Source organism: Flavobacterium petrolei (genome assembly GCF_003314435.2).
GTDB lineage: Bacteria > Bacteroidota > Bacteroidia > Flavobacteriales > Flavobacteriaceae > Flavobacterium > Flavobacterium petrolei.
Genome location: NZ_QNVY02000002.1, coordinates 662,583 through 679,968 on the forward strand (window position 1 = coordinate 662,583; position 17,386 = coordinate 679,968).

Consider the following 17,386-nt stretch of genomic DNA (forward strand, 5'->3'; position numbering starts at 1 on the left):
AATGGAAAATTCAAACCAGTTTACCGATTCACTTGTGCGGTTGCGAAAAGAACTACACCAGCATCCGGAGGTTTCCGATAAAGAAATTGAAACGTCTAGACGGATCCTTTCTTTTCTCGAAAATTATCAACCTGATGAATTGATTACCGAAGTAGGTACAACTGGTGTAATGGCAATTTACAAAGGTAACAAAGCTGGAAAAACAGTATTATTCCGATGCGAATTAGATGCTTTACCCATTGAAGAGACGAATGATTTTGACCATCGTTCCTTAAATAATGGCGTTTCACATAAATGCGGTCACGATGGTCACATGGCTATCCTCTGTGGTTTAGCTACTGAATTGCATCAGAACAAACCAGAATCAGGAGCTGTTATTGTATTATTTCAACCCGCTGAAGAAGACGGCAGTGGTGCTCAAAAAGTATTATCGGATCCCAAATTTGCTTCTATCCAACCCGATTACGTCTTTGCACTTCATAATTTGCCGGGATTTCCAATACATCAAATTGTAGTAAAAAACGAAACTTTTACCTGCGCCGTAAACAGCATTATTATAAAATTAAAAGGCAAAACAGCTCATGCCGGTGAACCCGGAAAAGGAATAAACCCTGCCTTGGCAATAGCCGCAATTATTAATCAATTTAATACTATTATTCAGACCGAAATTACAAAAGAAAACTATTGCCTGATTACCCCCATTTATTCTAAAATCGGCAAAAAAGCGTATGGCGTATCAGCTGGTACAGGAGAAATTCATTTTACAGTACGAAGTGACAGCAATTTGCAAATGAGAAAGATTGAACTCGCTTTAGAAAATTTAGCCAAATCAATCGCAAAAGAGCATCAGATAAAGTGTAAAACCCGTTGGACCCAAAGTTTTCAAGCCAATGAGAATGACAAAAATGCTGTAACATTCATCAAAAAAGCAGCAAAAATTAATGGTTTTGAATTATTCGAAAAAGAGAAACCATTCACTTGGGGCGAAGATTTTGGTTTGTTCACACAACACTATCCTGGCGCCATGTTTGGACTGGGGGCAGGAATAAACACTCCTGCATTACACAATCCTGATTATGATTTTCCAGATGAAATTATTGCAACTGGAGTATCCGTTTTTTATGAAATCAGTAAACAAATTACAAATGCACACTAATTCACTTATAGAGCTTAATCGCTGCGCGTATCAAAACAACATCGACTTTCTAAAAAAGACTTTCGGAAAAAAAGTATTGGTTTCCTCTGTTGTAAAAGGAAATGCGTATGGTCACGGGGTACAAGAATTTGTTTCTATGGCTTTTCAATGTGGCGTAAATCATTTTTCTGTTTTTGATGTTCAAGAAGCTAAAGTTGTAAAAAATACATTAAAGGATAAAGCAACTATCATGGTTATGGGACTTGTTCAGGATGAAGACTTGGAATGGGTAATCCAAAATGACATCGAATTCTTTGTTTTTGATAAAAGCCGACTAACGAAAGCTATGAAAACAGCTAAAAAACTCGAAAAAAAAGCAATTCTGCACATTGAAGTAGAAACTGGAATGAACCGAACCGGTTTTGACAAAAACGAACTGAATACTGTTATTGCTATATTAAAAAAAGAAGAACAATATCTTACTTTCAAAGGGCTTTGCACACATTATGCGGGTGCCGAAAGTATCGCTAATTATTACAGAGTGGATCAACAAATCAAGAAGTTTGAAGAAATTTATGCCTTTTTTTGTAAAAATGACCTGAAACCACAAATCAGACATTCTGCTTGTTCCGCAGCATCAATAATGTTTCCGCAAACCAGAATGGATATGGTACGCATCGGAATTATGCAATACGGATTGTGGTCCAGTCCCGAAGTATTTGTAACCTATCTCAATTCTAAAAAGAACAAAACGGATCCATTACAGCGCGTTATCACTTGGAAAAGTGCTATTATGAGCATAAAAAAAGTAAATATTGGTGATTTCATTGGGTATGGTAGCAGTTTTATGGCTAAAAGGAAAATGAAAATCGCTGTTATCCCCATTGGCTACTGCCACGGATACAGTCGCTCATTGAGCAACCAAGGTCGTGTTCTTATCCATGGGCAACGATGTGTTGTAGTGGGTTCCGTAAACATGAACATGATGACTGTCGACATTACTGATATCGACATGGCAAAAAAAGAGGATGAAGTGGTACTGATAGGCACCCAAAAAGAGCTTTCCGTATCTGTAGCTTCATTCAGTGATTTCAGTAACCAACTCAATTACGAATTATTAACTCGGATTTCTAAAGCAATTCCACGTAAAATCATAGAATAATGGCTTTTATAAAATTATATCGAAAAAAATTACAGGAAAACTATCAGTTTTTAGATGAAACATTTAAATCCAGAAATATTGAATGGGGCGTAGTTTCAAAACTGCTGTGCGGTAATAAAATTTACCTCAAAGAAATCATTGCTTTAGGAGTGCGTGAAATTCATGATTCCAGAGTGAGTAATTTGAAAAAAATTAAAGCACTAGATCCTGAAATTCAAACTGTTTATATAAAACCACCTGCAAAACGAAGTATTGAAAGCATTGTTAAGTATGCCGATATCAGTTTTAATACTGAAATCTATACCATACAACTACTTTCAGATGAAGCGGTGAAGCAAAATAAGACGCATAAAATCATCATCATGATTGAAATGGGAGACCTTCGCGAAGGCGTTATGGGGGAAGAATTAATAGACTTTTACGGTACAATTCTGAAAATGCCAAATATCGAAATCTCTGGTATCGGGACGAATTTTAATTGCCTTAGCGGCGTAATGCCAACGCAGGACAAGCTTATTCAATTGAGTTTATACAAGCAATTAATCGAAGCTAAATTCAATATCAGTATTCCGTTCGTCTCTGGAGGAACCTCGGTTACAATACCGTTGCTCCTAAAAAATGCCCGACCAATGGCCGTGAATCACTTCCGAATAGGAGAAGCGCTTTTTTTTGGGAAAGACTTGTTTACTGGAAATACAATTGAAGGAATGCACCATGATGTTTTCAAATTATATGCTGAAATCATCGAAATTACTGAAAAGCCGAATACGCCAACAGGTGAATTAGGAGAGAATGTAGCCGGAAATTCGTTTTCAATGGACGATGTCACTGATCTGGGAATTACTTCGCTGCGAGCCATTCTAGATATTGGTTTGCTAGATATGCAACCACAATACATTGAATCTGATGACACGGATATTACTATTGTAGATGCGAGTTCTGACATGTTGGTTATCGATATTTCTAATTCTAAAAAAACGTATAAAATTGGAGACTTAGTTGCTTTTCAAATACGCTATATGGGCGCTTTGTATCTTTTAAATTCTGATTATATCGAAAAAATAATTGAATAAAAAAATTTCCTGTCTACAGTTAAAATATAACAATTACACTTAGTTAAAAATACTAAATTCAAAAAAAATTGCAGTAATTTCCATGGCTTGATCCCTGGAAATTAGTGCAATTTACGTTTACTATTTTGTCTTGTTGTTACGCTTTATTTAGCCTTTTTAAAGCGATCAATTCCTTCTCTCAACCAGCCTTTATAAGCATTAATATCCGAATTATAACTTTCCGGTTTATTAGACAACATATTTTCTTCTACATCTATAACAATGTAATACGGTTGCGCGTTGGCTTTGTATCTTGTAATTTGGAAATCACTCCATTTATTCCCAACACTTACAATTTCTTTACCCGTTTCTTTTGATACATATTGCTCATTTTTGGGTAATTCTCTTTTATCATCGACATACAAAGAGATTAAAACCACTTCGTCTTGTAAAATTTTTAGAATAGCAGGATCAGACCAAACATAATCTTCCATTTTTCTGCAATTCACACAAGCATATCCTGTAAAATCAAGTAAAATGGGTTTGTTTACTGATTTGGCATAAGCCAATCCCTTTTCATAATCCTCAAAAGCAATAAGATCATGCGGTCCTAAATGCGCACCTTCCGGCAAAATTTGGGCAGATGCATTCGAACCACCTTTTGAATTTCCTACTCCGTACGGACTTTCGCTATACGTCATTGGAGGTGGGAAACCAGAAATTAATTTTAATGGTGCTCCCCAAATTCCGGGAATCAAATAGATGGTAAAGGCCAAAACTACCAATCCAAAAGACAATCTTCCTACTGATATATGACTCATCGGGCTATCATGCGGTAGTGTAATTTTCCCGAATAAATAAAAGGCTAATGTTCCAAAAATAGCGATCCAAATCGCCAAGAACACTTCTCTTTCCAAGAAATGCAATTGTAAAACTAAATCCGCATTCGACAAAAATTTGAATGCCAAAGCCAATTCTAAAAATCCTAAAACTACTTTAACCGTATTCAACCAACCGCCAGATTTTGGTAATGAATTCAACCAACCCGGAAACATCGCAAACAACATAAATGGTAAGGCTAAAGCCAATGAAAATCCGAACATTCCAACAATTGGCGCTATTCCACCTTTAGACGCAGCTTCGACTAAAAGTGTTCCTACGATAGGTCCTGTACACGAAAAAGAGACAATTGCTAATGCCAAAGCCATGAATAAAATTCCAATTATTCCGCCTCGATCCGCTTGATTATCGACTTTATTTGCCCAAGAATTTGGTAACATAATCTCAAAAGCTCCTAAAAATGAAGCCGCAAAAGTGACTAATAAAACAAAGAAAATAATATTAAACCAAACATTCGTAGACAACGCATTCAATGCATCCGCACCAAAAATCCAAGTCACTAAGAATCCTAAAACAACATATATGAAGATGATTGCAATTCCATAAATAATGGCATTTCTAATTCCTTTTGCTTTTGTTTTGCTTTGTTTGGTAAAAAAACTGACCGTCATAGGAATCATCGGGAAGACGCAAGGCGTAAGCAACGCGGCAAAACCAGATAAAAAAGCAATAAAGAAAATAGACCATAATCCTCTTTGTTTAGAAGGTTTAGTGTCCAGAACAGGAACTTTTTCAGGAGTAACAACTTGTTCTTTATTTACATCCGCAATGGCAACTGAAGTATCAACTTTAGCTGAATCTATCGTAGTTAAATCTGATGCTACAGTAGATATTTCCGCTGTTTTTGCAGTGGCAGGAATGGTAAACGTAAAACTCTTCTCTAAATTGATACATGCTTCTTTACAAACCTGATAATTCAAATTGACTTCAATTTTTGTAATCTTTGGGTTTGTAATCGTGATTTCTTGTTGAATTTGAGCTTTTTTCTCAAAGTACGTTTCATTCACTTCAAAAACATCATTGAAAGCAGTTGTAGTTTTGCTTTCTTTGGCTTTGCCCACTAAATTAAAGTTTACTTTTTGATTTTTGAAAATAATTTCCAAAGGCAAAGATCCACCGTCAGCCGTAAATTGGGAATATAAATGCCAATCTTTTTCTATGACGGCATTAAAAGTAAGAATATAATTACTCTCAGATTTCTTTTCTATTTTGGTAGTCCATTTTGCAGGATCAAGAATTTGGGCATATCCATTGGCAAAAGCCAAAAAAGCAATAAGTATAAATAGTAGTTTCTTCATTATTCTAATTGTATTTTAAGTATATTCTTTGTTGTGTTCTCTATTCTAAAACGTTCATCCTGACGAAGCCCAATAATCCAAACTATGTCTTCATTCGAACATAAAAGCCACGAATTTTCTTTTTCCAGCAAGGATAATTTTTCATCTTTAAAAAGCTTGCTCACTTTTTTAGATTTACCATTCATCCCAAAAGGCTGAAAACTATCGCCCTCATTCCAGTGGCGTAAAACTAAAGGAAATTGCAGTTTATCAGCGTCAACAAAGATAGCTGAGTTCGTTGTTAAACTAATGTCCGCTACTTTACAAAACGTAAGATTTAAGGGAATATTAACTTCTTTTTGATTTTCATCAATTGCATATTCCTCCTTTTCATTTACGAAATTTATTGGGCTTAGGATTAAGGAATCCCTATCTTTTAATAATCTATATTCTGGCGAAAAAACGTATTTACCAGATTGGCTTTCGACCAAATCATAAATATCATCCCAAGCCGAAAATCCAAATTCTTTCAGCCATTGATGTAAATACGATTTGTAATTGGGTAATTTTTTTAATTTTTTTAAATCAAAATAAATAGTATCCTCCTCTTGTTTAGCCACTTGCTGATAAATCATAATTGATGCATCTTCGACCATCACTTGAGCTTCTTGCAAATAGGCTTGCGTTTTATGAAACGATGAAAGAAAATTGGGATTCAATTCCTTTAACATAGGAACCAGATGATGACGAATTTTATTTCGAAGGTATTTATCTGATGCATTGCTGCTGTCTTCACGCCATTTAATGTTATTTATTATGGCATATTCTTCCATTTCTTCTTGGCTAAATGCCAAAAGCGGACGAATTACTCTATCGTTTTGTTCCGGAATTCCAGTTAAACCTTCTAATCCAGTTCCACGACTCAAATTAATTAAAAAAGTTTCCAGATTATCATCGGCATGATGTGCCGTGAGAATATAATCGAATTTTTCAGTTTCCAATAACTCATAAAACCAATTGTAACGCAACTCACGCGCGGCAACTTGCGTAGAAACTTTATAATCTTCTGCGAAAGCTTTAGTGTCAAATTGTGTTATAAATACCGGAATATCATTTGCGGCAGCATATTCCTGGACAAAATTTTGGTCTTCAAAACTTTCCATCCCACGCAATTGAAAGTTACAATGTGCGATTCCTAATTTATAATCCAATTGCTGAAAAAGATGCACCATTACCATACTGTCTTTCCCGCCGCTTGTCGCCAGAAGTATTTTTTTTCCGCTCAAGAACTGGAAATTATGAAGCAGATGATTTTGGAATTTCTGTAGCATGTTCAAATTTAATTAATTCGTTTGGATTTAACTTAAAACTTCTCGCATCGCTTTTGCTTTAAGCAAACATTCCTCATATTCCTTTTCAGGAATGGATTGTGAAGTGATGGCGCTTCCAACCGAGAAAGAAATATATTTCTTCTCTTGATTGTACAAAATGCTTCGGATAACAACATTGAAATCAAAATCTCCGTTTGGTGTAAAATAACCAACGGAGCCGCTATATAATCCGCGTTTTGTTTCCTCCAACTGTTCAATGATTTTCATCACTGAAATTTTTGGTGCTCCAGTCATACTTCCCATCGGGAAAGTAGTTTTTAATACATCAACAACGGAATATTGCGCATCTAATTTTGATGTCACTGTAGAAATCATTTGATGCACTTGCAAAAAAGAGTAAATTTTGCATAACTCTTTTACTTCAACGGATCCTTTTTGTGCCGTTCGAGACAAATCATTCCGAACTAAATCCGTTATCATAATATTCTCGGCTCGTTCTTTTGGGTCTAAAGCCAATTGTCTTTTTGATTGCTCATCTTCGATTGGATCTGAAAATCTTTTCGCGGTTCCTTTAATCGGTTGTGAAATAATGCGTTCTCCTTCTTTCCTTAAATAACGTTCCGGTGTCGCCGAAAGCAAAAAATGGTTGTTGTTTTTAAAAAAAACGGCAAATGGAGGCCGAGAAATTTCGTTGAGTTTGATAAATTTTTCTATTGGATCAATCGTTGCGTTTTCAGCAAAAAATTCCATACAAAAATTAGCTTCATAAATATCGCCTTGATGAATGTGTTCCAAAACTTTTGAAACTTTCTCAAGATAACTCTCTTTCGGAATCCGTTGTTGAATATTTACTAGTGCTTCTATTTCGATTTTTGACTTTCGAATTTCGACAATTTCTTCAAAATCTAACTCCACTTCATCGTCACACATATTGAGATATTGAATTTCAAGTTGATTCCCTTTCAATAAAAATAACTTCTTAGGTTGAAAAAAAAACAAATCTGGAAATTCTAATCCGTCAAAATTCTGAGATTGCAACTGTTCAATATCATTTTTTAAATCATAGGATAAATATCCAAAAAGCCAATCTTTGGTACTTTGCTGGTATTGTTTTAAATCCTCAAAAGCATTCTGATAATCCGTTTTTATTGAAGTAAATGCATCAACGGCAAGAACACAATCATAACTGGAATAATTTTTTGGATAATCATTGCTGTCTAAATAAATGATTTCTCGAAACTGTTGAGACCAAAATAAAAGCTGTTCTTTAAACAGTTTTGGATCAGAAATAGACTTGTAAATAGAAGTTCTCAAAAAGTATTGGTATTTAAAATTCAAAATTACAACAAAAAATAAACCTTCAATAACCGATTTTACTAAAATTAGCTTATTTTTTTGTAAATTTGATAGTGCGTGATCCGTTTTAGATTTTGTAAATCATTAAATCATTCCCGTTATGGCTTCCAAAATTTTTCTCAATTTAGCTGTTAAAGACCTTAAAAAATCGATTGATTTTTTTACTACACTTGGATTTTCTTTCAACCCACAATTTACTGATGAACATGCCACTTGCATGATTATTGGAGAAAATATTTTTGCGATGCTAGTTACTGAGCAACGATTTAAAGACTTTACCAAAAAAGAAATTTGCAATGCCCATAAAAATACCGAAGTATTAATTGCAATAGATGCTGAAAGTAGAGAAAAAGTAGATGAAATGGTAAAAACCGCAGTAGATGCCGGTGGCTCAATTTATATGGAGCCGCAAGATCATGGATGGATGTATGGACATAGTTTTGCCGATTTAGACGGGCATCAGTGGGAAATTATGTATATGGATGAAAATGCAATTCCACAATAATAGTTTTCAAATATGTAACCTCTAACACCATATACTATGAAAATTGCAATTATTATTATCCGTACTTTAATTGGGCTTATATTACTTTATGCTTCTGTTAGCTTTTTTCTAAAACTAGCACCAGAACCTGAAGTTACCGGAAATTTCAAAGCTTTCAATATAGGTTTAGTCGCCTCTACTTACATCTTGCCACTAGCAAAATCAATAGAATTCCTTTGTGGACTATCGTTTCTTACAGGACGCTATGTTACATTAGCGAATCTATTAATCCTACCAATCACCTTAAACATATTATTTATTAATTTTTTCTTATCCCCTGAAGGAATACCAATCGCTGTATTCTTATTTCTAGGTAATCTATTTTTAATTTACAGCCATTGGGAAAACTATAAAGGTTTATTTGTAGCAAAAGGCTAATTAAACTAAACTCATAACAACAAAGAAACCCGCTCAATTGAACGGGTTTCTTTATTTTATAGAAAATGTAATTAACTAATTACACATGTAAAGCTCTATTATCAGTTGCTGCTAAAGCTGCTTCTTTTATTGCTTCTGCAAAAGTTGGATGCGCATGAGACATTCTTGAAATATCTTCAGCAGATGCTTTAAATTCCATTGCTGTAACCGCTTCAGCAATTAAATCTGCACAACGAGCTCCAATCATGTGAACGCCTAAAACTTCATCTGTTTTTGCATCAGCAAGAATTTTAACAAATCCGTCTAAATCTCCTCCTGCACGAGCACGACCTAAAGCTTTGAAAGGAAAACTTCCTGATTTATAATCAACACCAGCTGCTTTCAATTGCTCTTCCGTTTGTCCAACAGCAGCTACTTCTGGCCAAGTATACACAACTCCAGGAATCAAGTTATAATCAATATGCGGTTTTTGACCTGCTAATATTTCGGCAACCATAGCTCCTTCTTCTTCTGCTTTGTGCGCTAACATTGCGCCACGAACCACATCACCAATGGCATAAATATTTGGAATATTAGTTTGCAAATGATCGTTGACTTCAACCATTCCTCTATCTGAGATTTTCACTCCTGCTTTATCTGCATTCAATCCATCTGTGTATGGGCGACGTCCTACAGAAACTAATGAATAATCTCCTTCCAGCGTAATTGTTTCTCCTTTTGCATTTTCAGCTTGAACTACAACTCCTTCGCCATTTCTTTCTACTGATTTCACTTTGTGCGAAACGTAGAATTTCATGCCTTGTTTTTTCAATACTTTAGTCAATTCTTTAGACAATGAAGCATCCATTCCAGGAATGATTCTGTCTAAATATTCTACAACAGAAACTTGTGCTCCCAATCGTAAATACACTTGACCTAATTCGATTCCAATTACTCCACCACCAATAATTACCAAATGTTTTGGAACTTCTTTAAGTTTCAAAGCTTCTGTAGAAGTAATAATTCTTTCTTTATCAATTTTGATAAATGGCAAAGAAGAAGGTTTTGAACCTGTAGCAATAATGATATTTTTAGCTTCGATAGTTTCAGAAGTTCCATCTGCTTTTGCAACAGCAACATGCGTAGCATCCACAAATGAACCCAATCCTTCGAGAACTGTAATTTTATTTTTGTCCATTAAAAATTTCACACCACCTGAAGTTTGATCGACAACAGCTTGTTTGCGTGCAATCATTTTTTCAAGGTTTACTTTTACTTCTCCAGAAAGTTCAATACCGTGATCCGCAAAATGAGCAATTTCACTGTAATGATGAGAAGAAGCTAGCAATGCTTTTGAAGGAATACAACCTACGTTCAGGCAAGTTCCTCCAAGAGTGGAATATTTTTCTATAATTGCTGTTTTGAAACCCAATTGTGCACAACGAATTGCTGATACATATCCGCCTGGTCCAGAACCTATAATGACTACGTCAAATGAACTCATAGTATATTTTTTTATGGTGTTTTTATAAAATGTTGCACAAAATTAAGGAATTAAGTTTTGTTTAAAGTTTAATTCAGAAGGTTTTTTGTTACGAATTTTTAGTAATTAACATTTGCTTACCATTGAATACCGCTTTAAATCCACTTTTATTCTAAATATCAACAATGGTCGTGTTTTTTACTTCACTAATCATGAATGTACTGTGCGTACTTCCAATATGCTCCAATGTTGTGAGTTTTGTAACCAAAAATTCTCGATAGGCTTCCATGTCTTTTACTACTATTTTCAAGATATAATCATAATCTCCACTCACATGATGGCATTCAATTACTTCCTTAAGTTGTATCACTTCGCTTTCGAATTTAGCGATAAACTCTTTCGTATGCTGAATCAGTTTGAGGTGACAAAAAACAACAAAACCTTTTTCTACTTTCGAACGATTCACTAAAACTACGTATTTATCGATAATGCCTTCTCTTTCCAGTTTTTTAATGCGCTCGTAAACGGCAGTAACCGAAAGATTAAGCTTTAAGGACAGGTCCTTGGTTGTTTTTTTACTGTCTTTTTGTAATAAAAAGAGTAATTTTTTATCGATGGCGTCTAATGTCATTTTATTAAAAAATTATAATGGATGAATAATCTATAAAATACTTATTTGAAAAGCTAATTTAGAAAATTAAATTACATTTTTTATATTTTATAGTTTTAAAATCTAATAATAAATAATAGTATTGATTATTAATCTAGAACACTGTTATTTTGAATAGATTTAATCAAGACCGAAATTCCCTAGCCCTGATAGCAGCGGCATCCTTTTACTTTTTTCTTTAAAAAGTAAAAGATATAGCGAATAGCAGGAATAGCTTCAAATAACAAAAAAACAACTATGAAAAATTTTAATCCCGCAGACAACATTCAGGATTTACAGTACTTTGGTGAATTTGGTGGTGTTAATCCATCAATTTCAGACTCCTCAACCTATACTTTTTTATCGGCGAAAACGATGTTCGATACTTTTGAAGGTAATATGGAAGGATGCTATTTGTACTCCCGTCACTCTTCACCGAGTAATTTGTACTTAGACAAAGCCTTGGCAGCAATGGAAGGAACAGAAACAGCTAACGTTTCGGCTTCAGGAATGGGAGCGATTACTCCTACTCTATTACAATTATGCGGTTCGGGCGATCACATCGTTTCGAGCAGAACAATTTACGGTGGAACCTATGCTTTCTTGAAGAATTTTACACCGAGATTAGGTATCAAAACCACCTTTGTTGACATCACAAAACTCGATGTTGTAGAAGCAGCTATTACTCCCGAAACTAAAGTTTTGTACTGTGAAACGGTGAGTAATCCTTTATTAGAAGTGGCTGATATTGAAGGTTTGGCAAAAATTGCTAAAAAACACAATTTGAAATTGGTTGTCGATAATACTTTTTCACCATTATCAGTTTCTCCTGCAAAATTAGGTGCTGATATTGTGATTCACAGTTTGACAAAATACATCAACGGAAGCAGTGATACTGTGGGTGGTGTGACTTGTGCATCACAAGAATTTATCGACAGTTTAAAAAATGTGAACAGCGGTGCTAGTATGTTATTGGGCCCAACAATGGATAGTTTGCGTTCAGCAAGTGTGATGAAAAACTTACGCACATTACACATTAGAATGAAACAACACAGCCATAATGCGATGTATCTTGCAGAACGCTTTGAAAAAGACGGACTGAAAACGGTTTATCCGGGTTTGAAAAGTCACCCAAGTCATGAATTATATTCAGGAATGATCAATCATGAATATGGTTTTGGCGGAATGATGACCTTAGATGTAGGAACTTTGGCGAAAGCCAATGCGTTAATGGAATTGATGCAAGCCAAAAATCTTGGGTATCTTGCCGTAAGTTTAGGATTCTATAAAACCTTATTTAGCGCCCCAGGAACTTCAACTTCAAGTGAAATTCCAATGGAAGAACAAATAGAAATGGGATTAACTGACGGCTTGATTCGGTTCTCAATCGGTTTAGACAATGATATTGAAAGAACATATCAGATGATGAAGAAATGTATGCAAGAGTTGAATATACTAGCATCAGAATCAATTTTGACAAAATAGTAAAAGTGTTTTAATTATAATTTTTAGACCCAACACAACTGCTTTTTTAAATTTAATTCTTTAGGATTGTTTTACAATTCCTAAAATTTAATTTGTACTTTGCTAAAAGTATATGAAATTTGCTATTAGCAATAACCTTCATGAATACTGGATTTTATTTGCAATCAAAGATAAATTTTCCAGTATTTACATGTTGGTTAGAAAAAAAACTATTTTGCGAAAAATATTGTCATGAATAAAAATTTAGAATTGCTGTGTAAAATTGCCAAAAAACCTTCCAGAATGATTATTGGACTCATGTCAGGTACTTCAATGGATGGTCTGGATGTTGCTCTGTGCAAGGTTTCAGGTACAGGAGAAAATACAAAAATCACGCTAACAAATTTTAAGACGATTGAATATTCAAACGAAATAAAGGCTGAGATTCAAAAAGTGTTTGCAAAACAGAATATTGATTTCCACTCTCTTGTTTTATTGAATGAATGGATTGGTATTCTTCATGCCAACATGGTATTAAATTGTTTGAAAAACTGGAATATATCAAATCATGAGGTAGATTTAATAGCTTCACATGGACAAACTGTATTACACCTTCCAAAAAAATTACATCTGCAAGAAAAATTTCCTAATGCCACTTTGCAAATTGGGGATGGGGATCACATTGCTGTAAAGACTGGAATAATAACACTTTCGGATTTCAGGCAAAAACATGTTGCAGCAGGCGGTGAAGGAGCTCCACTGGCAGTTTATGGTGATTATTTTATTTTTGGAAAAAAAGGCGAAAATCGTATTATGTTGAACATGGGCGGTATTGCAAATTTCACCTATTTACCCTCAAATATGAACCCAGAAGAAGTTTTCGTAACGGATACAGGCACTGGAAACACATTAATTGATGCCTGTATCAGACAATTTTACCCCGGAAAATCGTATGATAAAGATGCGGAAATTGCAAAACTCGGTGTTGTAAACCAATCCCTTTTAGAGGCTTTACAAGAAAATAGTTTTTTTAAAGATTCTTTCCCAAAAACTACAGGTCCAGAACTTTTTAATATGGAATATGTTAAAAGTGCTCAAGCTAAAAGTAATACCCAAAACATTATAGTACCTGATTTATTAGCCACATTAACAAGATTTAGCGCCGTAACTATAGCCGAAGCAATCAAGTATGCTATAGAAAACACAAAATACGCCTTAGAAAGTTTCTCTATTTACATGTCAGGTGGCGGAGCTCATAATCCACTATTAGTAAATTGGTTAAAAGAACTATTGCCTTGTCATTTTTTTAAAACTGATGAATTAGGTATATCTGGTGATGCAAAAGAAGCAGTATTATTTGCTGTTTTGGCTAATGAAACAATTGCAGGCGGAGGCTCAGATTTTGGTACCCGCAAAGGAATCCCATCAGTTTCTATGGGGAAAATATCATTTCCCAATTAAAGTAGAGATACTTTTTATAATTATTCATAATCCATTATGAGCGATCTCCATGGTATTTTTAAAAATATCTGTTGCCGTTCTACATTTGACAACCATAAAATTTCACTGTGGCAAACTACACCATTACACTATTTATTTTAGGAGTACCTCAAGTGATATAAAACATAGCTCTAATATGTTTTTGAATGCAAATACAAAAAATTGGCAAAGAAATTGAGCTGTTAAAATAAGTCAAATTTTAAAACCATTTTAACTGGTAAATTTCACTAAAAAAACTATTTTTGATTACTTAATAAACAATATTCTAATGAAAAATTTCAAGCATAAACTTTTGCTTATTTCGTTCCTTATATTTTCTTTTTGGAATGCTAACGCACAAGCATTGGCTACAAATCCAAAAAATGAATTTAGAGCCGTATGGATTGCTACCGTAGTAAATATTGACTGGCCGAAAATGAGTACTGATAATGTTGCCAAACAAAAAGCGGATTATATTGAAATTTTAGACGCTTATAAAAAACTAAATTATAACGCTGTAATTGTCCAAATCAGAAGTGTTGGGGATGCTTTTTATCCAACCCAATTAGCACCATGGTCCCGTTTTTTGACAGGAAAAGAAGGTCAAGAACCAAAACCTTACTATGATACATTAGCGTGGATGATTGCTGAAACGCATGCCAGAGGTTTTGAGTTTCATGCTTGGATGAATCCATACAGAGCTACGATGGATTATAATACTTCGCTTTTGAGTCCAAATCATGATTTTTTCAAGCATCCAGATTGGATGATTAAATACGGTGGAAAATATTATTACAATCCGGCATTGCCCGAAGTTCAGAACCATTTACTGGCCATTGTAGAGGAAGTTGTGGAAAAATACGATATCGATGCGATACATTTTGATGATTATTTTTATCCATACAGAATAAAAGGAGAATTATTTAATGATACTGCTTCGTACAAAAAATATGGAAATGGACTAAGTATTGAAGATTGGAGACGTTCAAATGTGAATAATTTTGTACGATGTGTTTCCCTTTCGATAAAAAATATTAAACCATGGGTACAATTTGGAATCAGCCCATTTGGAGTATGGAGAAATAAATCAGTGGATCCCAGAGGTTCTGAAACGGAAGCGGGACAAACAAATTATGATGATCTATTCGCTGATCCGTTAGCGTGGATGGAGAACAAATGGATTGATTATTTAGTTCCTCAATTGTATTGGAGTATGGATCACCCTAAAGCTTCGTATTCGAAATTATTGCGTTGGTGGTCTGAAAATTCAACGAATACCGCAATTTACATTGGAAATGGAACCTATAAAATTAATGCGGATTCTGATAAAAGATGGAATAATCCACAAGAAATTCCGAATCAAATTGATATCACCAGATCCTACAAGAACGTTCAGGGAAATGCGTTTTTTAGTGCTAAATCATTTTTGAATAAAAATCAAAGTGTGACTAAATTACTAACAGAAAACCAGTATAAATATCCTGCTCTTCCTGCAGTAGTACCTGGTTCCGTAAAAAAAATGGCTATAGTTCCCACTGCAAATAACATATTGATAGATCCAATTGCATCACGATTTAATGTAACCTATCCAATGTATAGCAAAGTGCGTTATGTTATGGTTTATGGCGCCAAATTCAATTCGGAAATTAATGTAAATGACCCAAGTCAAATTATTGACAAAATTGCATTTAAAGAAGACAGTGATACAGTTGAAGTCGTAATTCCATCCTATAAATTAGATAAAAACACAACGTGCGCGATTACATTCATTGATTTTTATGGTAATGAAAGTGACCCAACTTTAGTGAACTTTACGCTATAAAATTTAATTGATTATAATTTGCCTTACATGAAAACAGACAATAGACCTTGGTATTGGATTCCAGTTTTAAACTTTGCTTCCGGCTTGCCTTACGCCATCATTATTTCGGTTTCGGTGATCATGTACAAAAACCTCGGAATTAATAATGAAGACATTGGAATTTATACCAGTTTACTCTATTTACCCTGGGTAATTAAGCCGTTGTGGAGCCCGTTTATTGATCTCTATTCCACTAAAAGAAAATGGTTTTTGAGCATGCAATTGCTTATTTCTCTTGCTTTTTTAATTGTTGGTTTAACGATTCCTTTGAGCAATTTTTTCGTAATCAGTTTAGCCGTTTTTTGGGTAGCTGCTTTTGCATCAGCTTCAAATGATGTGGCCAGTGATGGATTTTACATGTTGGCTTTAGAAAAAGACCAACAATCCTTTTTCTTGGGAATCCGCAGTACTTTTTACCGACTTTCAATGCTTACTGGAAATGGATTAATGGTGTTTATTGCTGGTTATTTAGAACAAGAATATGGCGACAAGCAAAAAGCTTGGTCTTATACAATGGTAGTTGTGGGTGTAATTATGACCGTAATTACAGTTTATAATTATTTTTCGACTCCAAAAACAGAAGCAAAAATCGTAGATACAAAAACGGAATCAGTTGCAAATAAAAGTTTTGCTGCTGTTTTCGCTACTTTTTTTCAAAAGAAACAAATAGGTTTAGCACTGGCTTTCATTCTATTATTCAGATTAGGCGAATCCCAATTATTAAAAATGCTAACTCCTTTTTTAATCGATCCTGTAACCGCAGGCGGAATGGGCTTAACTACTCAAGATGTCGGTGTCATTTACGGCACTTTTGGCGTGATTGCACTTACTGTTGGTGGAATTTTGGGCGGAATCGTAATTTCACGAGACGGATTAGGAAAATGGATGTTGCCCATGATTTTGGCCATGCACTTACCTATAATTGGGTTCATACTACTTTCACATTTTCACCCTGGTTCCGTTTTGTATGTTTATGCAACCGTTATTGCAGAACAATTTGGTTACGGATTTGGTTTTGCCGCTTTCATGATGTATTTAATCTATGTCGCTGATGGTGAATCAAAAACGTCCCACTACTCTATCGCAACCGGATTTATGGCTTTAGGAATGATGCTTCCGGGAATGTTGAGCGGTTATATCCAGGAATATCTAGGCTATGGAAATTTCTTTATTTGGGTATTTCTAGCAACGATTCCGGGACTAATTTTATCGCGCTTTTTGATTTTCCCAGCCGAATTCGGGAAGAAATCTGAACAAGAATAAAAAACTAGCTTTTTTTATAACATATAAGTCATATAAGTAAGTAAGACTTTCTTAAAATAATTGTTTTTTTGCA

14 protein-coding genes are annotated in these 17,386 nt (G+C 34.6%); 9 read left to right on the plus strand and 5 right to left on the minus strand.

What is annotated here, in order from left to right; all coding sequences use genetic code 11:
- Position 1: 1 nt before the first annotated feature.
- The 3 genes from DR871_RS09335 to DR871_RS09345 are packed head-to-tail and all read left to right on the plus strand — an operon-like array spanning position 2 to position 3,370.
- The gene (locus DR871_RS09335) at positions 2-1,156 is read left to right on the plus strand and encodes an amidohydrolase (RefSeq protein ID WP_113665530.1); all 1,155 of its coding nucleotides are present in this window, start codon (positions 2-4) and stop codon (positions 1,154-1,156) included.
- Positions 1,146-2,297, plus strand: coding sequence for an alanine racemase (gene alr, locus DR871_RS09340; RefSeq protein WP_113666035.1), 1,152 nt, complete (start codon positions 1,146-1,148; stop codon positions 2,295-2,297). The genes DR871_RS09335 and alr overlap by 11 nt, the downstream gene beginning before the upstream one ends.
- Positions 2,297-3,370 (plus strand): alanine/ornithine racemase family PLP-dependent enzyme, encoded by a 1,074-nt coding sequence (locus DR871_RS09345; RefSeq protein WP_091171105.1) that lies wholly within the window; start codon positions 2,297-2,299, stop codon positions 3,368-3,370. The genes alr and DR871_RS09345 overlap by 1 nt, the downstream gene beginning before the upstream one ends.
- Positions 3,371-3,513: 143 nt before the next feature.
- On the opposite strand, the gene DR871_RS09350 is transcribed toward DR871_RS09345, so the two are convergent.
- From DR871_RS09350 to DR871_RS09360, 3 genes are read right to left on the minus strand one after another with little or no spacing between them, the layout of a single operon-like run.
- Positions 3,514-5,547: a protein-disulfide reductase DsbD family protein gene (locus tag DR871_RS09350; RefSeq protein ID WP_113665529.1), complete on the minus strand. Its 2,034-nt coding sequence runs from the start codon at positions 5,545-5,547 to the stop codon at positions 3,514-3,516.
- Positions 5,547-6,857 (minus strand): tRNA lysidine(34) synthetase TilS, encoded by a 1,311-nt coding sequence (gene tilS / locus DR871_RS09355; RefSeq protein WP_113665528.1) that lies wholly within the window; start codon positions 6,855-6,857, stop codon positions 5,547-5,549. The genes DR871_RS09350 and tilS overlap by 1 nt, the downstream gene beginning before the upstream one ends.
- Before the next feature lie 27 nt (positions 6,858-6,884).
- Positions 6,885-8,171 carry an anthranilate synthase component I family protein gene (locus tag DR871_RS09360; protein WP_113665527.1) on the minus strand — a complete coding sequence of 429 codons (1,287 nt, stop codon included), beginning with the start codon at positions 8,169-8,171 and terminating at the stop codon, positions 6,885-6,887.
- A 142-nt stretch (positions 8,172-8,313) separates the two neighbouring features.
- Here DR871_RS09360 and DR871_RS09365 point away from each other — a divergent pair, with 142 nt between their 5' ends.
- Both DR871_RS09365 and DR871_RS09370 read left to right on the plus strand, forming a co-directional pair.
- Complete coding sequence (locus DR871_RS09365; RefSeq protein ID WP_113665526.1) at positions 8,314-8,718, plus strand: VOC family protein; 405 nt, start codon at positions 8,314-8,316, stop codon at positions 8,716-8,718.
- A 36-nt stretch (positions 8,719-8,754) separates the two neighbouring features.
- Positions 8,755-9,135, plus strand: coding sequence for a DoxX family protein (locus DR871_RS09370; RefSeq protein WP_113634612.1), 381 nt, complete (start codon positions 8,755-8,757; stop codon positions 9,133-9,135).
- A gap of 79 nt (positions 9,136-9,214) precedes the next feature.
- On the opposite strand, the gene lpdA is transcribed toward DR871_RS09370, so the two are convergent.
- Together lpdA and DR871_RS09380 are read right to left on the minus strand one after the other, a co-directional pair.
- A complete protein-coding gene (gene lpdA / locus DR871_RS09375; RefSeq protein WP_113665525.1) occupies positions 9,215-10,618 on the minus strand; it encodes a dihydrolipoyl dehydrogenase in 1,404 nt (467 codons plus the stop codon).
- Between the two features lie 151 nt (positions 10,619-10,769).
- Complete coding sequence (locus DR871_RS09380) at positions 10,770-11,228, minus strand: Lrp/AsnC family transcriptional regulator (RefSeq protein ID WP_113665524.1); 459 nt, start codon at positions 11,226-11,228, stop codon at positions 10,770-10,772.
- A 276-nt stretch (positions 11,229-11,504) separates the two neighbouring features.
- Between DR871_RS09380 and DR871_RS09385 the strand changes: the two genes are divergently transcribed.
- The 4 genes from DR871_RS09385 to DR871_RS09400 all read left to right on the plus strand — a co-directional run bounded on the left by DR871_RS09385 (position 11,505) and on the right by DR871_RS09400 (position 17,313).
- The gene (locus tag DR871_RS09385; protein ID WP_113665523.1) at positions 11,505-12,731 is read left to right on the plus strand and encodes an aminotransferase class I/II-fold pyridoxal phosphate-dependent enzyme; all 1,227 of its coding nucleotides are present in this window, start codon (positions 11,505-11,507) and stop codon (positions 12,729-12,731) included.
- A 231-nt stretch (positions 12,732-12,962) separates the two neighbouring features.
- The gene (locus DR871_RS09390; protein ID WP_113665522.1) at positions 12,963-14,171 is read left to right on the plus strand and encodes an anhydro-N-acetylmuramic acid kinase; all 1,209 of its coding nucleotides are present in this window, start codon (positions 12,963-12,965) and stop codon (positions 14,169-14,171) included.
- Positions 14,172-14,478: 307 nt separating this feature from the next.
- Entirely contained in the window at positions 14,479-16,011 is a 1,533-nt protein-coding gene (locus tag DR871_RS09395; RefSeq protein ID WP_113665521.1) for a glycoside hydrolase family 10 protein, read from the plus strand.
- A 27-nt stretch (positions 16,012-16,038) separates the two neighbouring features.
- Positions 16,039-17,313: an AmpG family muropeptide MFS transporter gene (locus DR871_RS09400; protein WP_113665520.1), complete on the plus strand. Its 1,275-nt coding sequence runs from the start codon at positions 16,039-16,041 to the stop codon at positions 17,311-17,313.
- Positions 17,314-17,386: the final 73 nt, after the last annotated feature.

What these genes read in the sequence shown, in the direction of transcription:
- DR871_RS09390 (WP_113665522.1), top strand. Translation starts at nt 12,963, where the DNA reads ATGAATAAAAATTTAGAATTGCTGTGTAAAATTGCCAAAAAACCTTCC.
- DR871_RS09365 (WP_113665526.1), top strand. Translation starts at nt 8,314, where the DNA reads ATGGCTTCCAAAATTTTTCTCAATTTAGCTGTTAAAGACCTTAAAAAA.
- DR871_RS09395 (WP_113665521.1), top strand. Translation starts at nt 14,479, where the DNA reads ATGAAAAATTTCAAGCATAAACTTTTGCTTATTTCGTTCCTTATATTT.
- alr (WP_113666035.1), top strand. Translation starts at nt 1,146, where the DNA reads ATGCACACTAATTCACTTATAGAGCTTAATCGCTGCGCGTATCAAAAC.
- DR871_RS09385 (WP_113665523.1), top strand. Translation starts at nt 11,505, where the DNA reads ATGAAAAATTTTAATCCCGCAGACAACATTCAGGATTTACAGTACTTT.
- DR871_RS09350 (WP_113665529.1), bottom strand. Translation starts at nt 5,547, where the DNA reads ATGAAGAAACTACTATTTATACTTATTGCTTTTTTGGCTTTTGCCAAT.
- lpdA (WP_113665525.1), bottom strand. Translation starts at nt 10,618, where the DNA reads ATGAGTTCATTTGACGTAGTCATTATAGGTTCTGGACCAGGCGGATAT.
- DR871_RS09370 (WP_113634612.1), top strand. Translation starts at nt 8,755, where the DNA reads ATGAAAATTGCAATTATTATTATCCGTACTTTAATTGGGCTTATATTA.
- DR871_RS09380 (WP_113665524.1), bottom strand. Translation starts at nt 11,228, where the DNA reads ATGACATTAGACGCCATCGATAAAAAATTACTCTTTTTATTACAAAAA.
- DR871_RS09335 (WP_113665530.1), top strand. Translation starts at nt 2, where the DNA reads ATGGAAAATTCAAACCAGTTTACCGATTCACTTGTGCGGTTGCGAAAA.
- tilS (WP_113665528.1), bottom strand. Translation starts at nt 6,857, where the DNA reads ATGCTACAGAAATTCCAAAATCATCTGCTTCATAATTTCCAGTTCTTG.
- DR871_RS09400 (WP_113665520.1), top strand. Translation starts at nt 16,039, where the DNA reads ATGAAAACAGACAATAGACCTTGGTATTGGATTCCAGTTTTAAACTTT.
- DR871_RS09345 (WP_091171105.1), top strand. Translation starts at nt 2,297, where the DNA reads ATGGCTTTTATAAAATTATATCGAAAAAAATTACAGGAAAACTATCAG.